General features: G+C 35.5%; 7 protein-coding genes. 2 read left to right on the forward strand and 5 right to left on the reverse strand.

All coding sequences use genetic code 11. The features are described from left to right. Window positions 1-505, forward strand: a 505-nt coding sequence (locus PHQ99_07865; GenBank protein MDD4289486.1) for a DUF1573 domain-containing protein, incomplete at its 5' end; no start/stop codon positions are given. 101 nt (window positions 506-606) lie between these two features. On the opposite strand, the gene PHQ99_07870 is transcribed toward PHQ99_07865, so the two are convergent. The 4 genes from PHQ99_07870 to PHQ99_07885 all read right to left on the reverse strand — a co-directional run bounded on the left by PHQ99_07870 (window position 607) and on the right by PHQ99_07885 (window position 2,703). Next, window positions 607-1,047: a DUF2703 domain-containing protein gene (locus PHQ99_07870; GenBank protein ID MDD4289487.1), complete on the reverse strand. Its 441-nt coding sequence runs from the start codon at window positions 1,045-1,047 to the stop codon at window positions 607-609. A gap of 95 nt (window positions 1,048-1,142) precedes the next feature. After that, window positions 1,143-1,304 (reverse strand): hypothetical protein, encoded by a 162-nt coding sequence (locus PHQ99_07875; protein MDD4289488.1) that lies wholly within the window; start codon window positions 1,302-1,304, stop codon window positions 1,143-1,145. Window positions 1,305-1,339: 35 nt separating this feature from the next. Then, on the reverse strand, window positions 1,340-2,227 hold the full coding sequence (locus PHQ99_07880) for a permease (protein ID MDD4289489.1): 888 nt from the start codon (window positions 2,225-2,227) through the stop codon (window positions 1,340-1,342). Next, a complete protein-coding gene (locus tag PHQ99_07885) occupies window positions 2,224-2,703 on the reverse strand; it encodes a winged helix DNA-binding protein (GenBank protein ID MDD4289490.1) in 480 nt (159 codons plus the stop codon). Before PHQ99_07885 ends, PHQ99_07880 begins: the two co-directional genes overlap by 4 nt. A 247-nt stretch (window positions 2,704-2,950) precedes the next feature. Here PHQ99_07885 and PHQ99_07890 point away from each other — a divergent pair, with 247 nt between their 5' ends. Continuing rightward, window positions 2,951-3,571, forward strand: a complete 621-nt coding sequence (locus PHQ99_07890; protein ID MDD4289491.1) for a Spy/CpxP family protein refolding chaperone — start codon at window positions 2,951-2,953, stop codon at window positions 3,569-3,571. A gap of 141 nt (window positions 3,572-3,712) precedes the next feature. On the opposite strand, the gene PHQ99_07895 is transcribed toward PHQ99_07890, so the two are convergent. Beyond that, window positions 3,713-4,593: solute carrier family 23 protein (locus PHQ99_07895; GenBank protein MDD4289492.1), on the reverse strand; the 881-nt coding region annotated here is incomplete at its 5' end.

Raw genomic sequence — 4,593 nt, forward strand, 5'->3', positions numbered from 1 at the left:
TTCCTGTCCCTGTGTTATTCTTGATTTAACTGAAAAAGAAATACCACCAGGTGAAGAAGTATTACTTAAAACAATCTTTGACCCTACCGGCTATGAAGGTGAAGTAAGCAAGATAGTTACCATTAAATCCAACGACCCGGAAAATCCCGAAAAGAGAATCGAGGCAACGATAACTGTACTTCGTGTCCCTAATCCTGATATTGAATTATCCGAACAGACCTTTGATTTAGGGTCAATTAGTCTTGGTGAAATTCAAAAAATTCAGTTTACAATTTCCAATACCGGTGATGCTGATTTGATAATCGAGGAGATTGTTTCAGAGGATATATTTACTAATAATCTACCAATACCGCTGACAATTCCACTAGAAGAACAGTTTGAAGCAGAAGTATACATGGAAACAAACCAATTAAAGGAGGGTGAGTTTCGCAAGGCAATACGTATTATGACCAACGATCCCCAGAATGCCAGAATCTTTATCCGTATCATGGGAAATATTGAATAAAATCAAGATAGGCAATACTCCCTATTTACAAATTAAATAGGGAGTATTATTTTTTGATAATTTCTCTGTGTTGGGCTTAAAAATTCCTTCTACTATTTTAATTAACAGCACTGATTAGAATCACAACCACAACTGCAATTTGACTGGATCTTTGGTTTTTTCTTTTCGATACCTAAGACTTTATAAACTGCTTCCCTGATTGCTTTTGCCGGTACTTCCTCATACTCCTGACCATCATAAATCACAGTACGACAGTAGGTTTCTGCCTCCAGGCAAGTTGAACATGATTCACAGTAATTTTCTGAAATCTCAATATTTAAAATATCTTCAATAGGAACTCCATTGAATAAAATTGTATTTGACTGTGGGATCTGAGTATCATCAAGTTTGGTTTCAAACCATTCTATATTAATTCCCTGAGGTTGCAGTATTCTATTTAATCTTTTAACTTCCTGATTAAGGTTCTCCCCTGTATCATAACAACGATTACAGGTCTCGCCTTCTATATCAAGATGTTTCCATTCAATTTTAAGTGTTTTCAATTTTTTTCTCCTTATATTTATAATAATCTCTTTTATTTGCAAATATCCCATAGAAAGTATTGAAGGGATACCAACTTTTTTTCAATTAAAACTTATTAACAACAGGATTTTCCTTTATCTTTTGGTGAATCTTTTACATTTTTATCATCACTTTGATCTTCAGCTATCTCTTCAATTTCTAAATTACAGCAACATGATTTTTTCTCTTTGTTTCCAAAGATCCTACCAAACAATCCTTTCTTTTCTTCTTTCTTCATTTTACGACTCCTTATTTTGATTTTATTTTTTATCTTTAGATTGCATTAAAAATATAACCACCCGTTACAGCAGTTAAAAATATGACTAACACAATGGCAGTTACTAAATTTTTCTTGAAAATAGCTGCCAGCATACTCATCTCCGGGATAGCCATTCCTGCGCCACCGATAACCAATGCTATGACTGTTCCTATATTCATCCCCTTCTGCATTAGTGAAATACCAATTGGAATAGCTGATTCTGCTCGAATATAGAGTGGCACACCGATAAGTGCAGCAATCGGTACAGCAAATAGATTATCAGGTCCGGCATATTTTAAGACAAATTCCTGAGGCAGGTAACCATAAATAATAGCTCCTATACCAACACCAATAAGCAGGTATAACAATACTCCTCTAAAATCGCTCCAGGCTTTTAGAAAGGAAAGCTTTAATTTATTCTTTAAAGATTCAGGTACTTCATCATTTAGATGTCCTTCTCCTTTTAGACGGACTTTTTTAATCAGCTTTGAACCCCCGGTCTTTTCCAGGATAATTCCGAAAATAATAGCTGCCATAAATACTATTAAAAAATATAAAATGGCTGTTTTTATGCCCATTAATACAATTAACATTCCAATGATAATTGGATTCAGCAAGGGTGAGGAAATAACAAAGGACATCACTGCACCAAAAGGGATGCCTGCTTCCAGAAAACCCAGGGTTAAGGGAATAGTTGAACAGGCACAAAATGGGGTAACAGAACCAATAATGGCACCAAATATATTGCCAATAATTCCTTTCCCGTTCATCCAGATTTTAATTTTTTCTTTTGGCAAATACATAAGGAGTAAGGCAACGAGAGCGCTAATACCCAAAAAAAGGATAGTCAGCTCCAACGTTATCATGATAAAATATTGTATAGTATTGATTAAGGTATTCAACAGCAACATTCTCCTTTCAAGTCATCTTCTAAGGCTGGTTTTAAGGATTTGTGTTCCTGTAAAGCATTTACTAAAATTTCTAAGGTAATTTTGATATCTTCTTTTTTTTCAGGTGTTAAGTGTTTCAATCTATTCTCCAGTTGTATTGTCTGATTTTCGATTATCCTTGATATTACAGCTATTCCCTTATCGGTAATGGAAACACAACAGAAACGTCCATCTCTGAGAGAATTTTTCCGGATGACATATCCTTTCCATTCCAGGCGGTTGATAATCTTTGTGGCTCCGCTTTTGGTAAAATTTAAAGCATGGCCAATAAACTGTATGGTCGATTGATCGTTTTTGTAGACTATTTTTAATGCTATGTATTCTGTAAAAGAAAGATCTCCACAGCATTTCTCGCTGATCCCATGATTACCAAAATGCCAGGCGGTCTTTTCAAGTAAACTGCAAATTGCAGCGATGCTTTTGTTCATGATTCCTCTTGTCTCTCCCCTCTCTCGGTCTATTTATAAATTCTTAAAAGAAAATCCGGGCTGAAAATATATTAACAGTAATAGTTGACATTGTCAACTGTTAACTTTTCAAAATAGTATTTTCTAATTCTCAAAATAAATTTAAAAATATTTAATATTTTTGAAAGAAATCAATTCTAATTTGTGTATAAGTAGATGAAAGCAAAAAACAAAATTCATTTTTAATGAAAAGAAAGGAAGATAAAAGATGAATAATAAAAAGATACTCGTTGTTTTATTAATAGCAGCACTTACTTTGACAATGGTAAGCATCAGCTCATTTGCTTATGCACCAAAACAGGGAAATTTTTCGGGTTGTGCAACCACCCCTAATCGCTTTACTGGCCAAAGACAGGGACCTGCGGGACAAAACTTTACTCCACCTGTTCAGAATGATGATACACCCAGGGGAATGTTTAACCTGGAGCTATCAACAGAACAGCAAGCTGAGATGAGAGAAATGATGTTAAGTTTTCAGAAAGAAACTTTAGAGCTTAGAAATCAAATTCAGTTGAAACAACTGGAGATGAGGGAATTAAAGCTGGAAGACCCGATAAATATTGAACAGATTAGAACTAAATTAGAAGAAATATCTAAATTACAGGTAGAAGTTAGAATGAAGGCTATTGAAAGACAGACTAAATTCAAAGAATTACTAACCCCTGAACAATTGGAGAACTGTGCTGCAGGATTCCAAATGCAAGGATTTAACATGGGAAATATGGGTAATGCCAGTATGAATAAAGGTTTTAACCCAGGATCTAACCATCAGTCTGTTTGCGATGACTGTGATATGGTAAACAGGGGTAACCGTGGGAATCGCTGGTAATTTGTAAGTACATTGTTAATGAATATAATTTACAATAAGGGAGAAGAGTAAACTCTTCTCCCTTTAATTGTTCTATATAAATTTCTTATTTTATAGATGAATATACAAAGAAATATATTCAAAATAGAATTAATATAACTTTTATTCTTTTTTGCACTTATAAAATTGCAAAAGTAAATAATGAATTATGATCCCTGCTAAAAAACCGAAAAACATATTACTAGCCAGGGCAATGATAATGGTTACTGCCATAGGTATCATGTCTTTGCCTGGCTTCACATCTTTGATAAACTTGGTAAGTTCTATCCCTATCATAAACATCATGGATCCTATGATTGCCCTGGGAAAAACAGAAAATAGACTGGCGATGGATACTGAAAGGAACAATCCCATGGTAATTTCCAATAAACCTTCTATGATGTTAGTTCCTCCGGTACGTGCCCCGAAATAATATTGCCCGGCCAATCCTCCTGCACCGTGACAGGTAGGCATTCCGCCTAAAAAAGGGAGTATGACATTCATAATCCCCTGGTTCCAGGCAAGCTGTCTTGCCGGCACATTTCTTCCTGGCCAGTAGGTTTTTATCAAAGAAGAGGTAGCAATAGTAGCATTGGTAGCAGTTAAGGGAACCTGGGCAAAACCAGCCAATAACAGGGTCTGCCAAATTTCTTTTAATGAGAACCTGGTAAAGGTTGGAAAAACAAGCATTGGCGAACTTATTTGGACAAACTGTCCTTTAAATAACATAATTACTATACCAATAACCATCAGGACGATAGCGGCAGGAGCATAGCGGTTTTGTCGTAATAGCAACACAATAATGATTGAGACAATCCCAATCATCCACCAGGTGGATATCATCTTGTAGGCTTCCATAGCCAATAATATCCCCAGGGTAATTTGTATTCCACGAATTACTGAATTTGGTGTTACCTTTGCAATCCAGTCGATAATTCCGGTCAGTGCCAGAATAATCCAGATAATTCCCATTCCAAACCCGGAGGCATAGACCATAGAAGGGG

This window comes from Atribacterota bacterium, from assembly GCA_028703475.1.
Classification (GTDB): Bacteria; Atribacterota; Phoenicimicrobiia; order Phoenicimicrobiales; family Stramentimicrobiaceae; genus JAQVMU01.

Coding starts and splice junctions, on each gene's coding strand:
- PHQ99_07875 (MDD4289488.1), bottom strand. CDS start 1,304: ATGAAGAAAGAAGAAAAGAAAGGATTGTTTGGTAGGATCTTTGGAAAC.
- PHQ99_07885 (MDD4289490.1), bottom strand. CDS start 2,703: ATGAACAAAAGCATCGCTGCAATTTGCAGTTTACTTGAAAAGACCGCC.
- PHQ99_07890 (MDD4289491.1), top strand. CDS start 2,951: ATGAATAATAAAAAGATACTCGTTGTTTTATTAATAGCAGCACTTACT.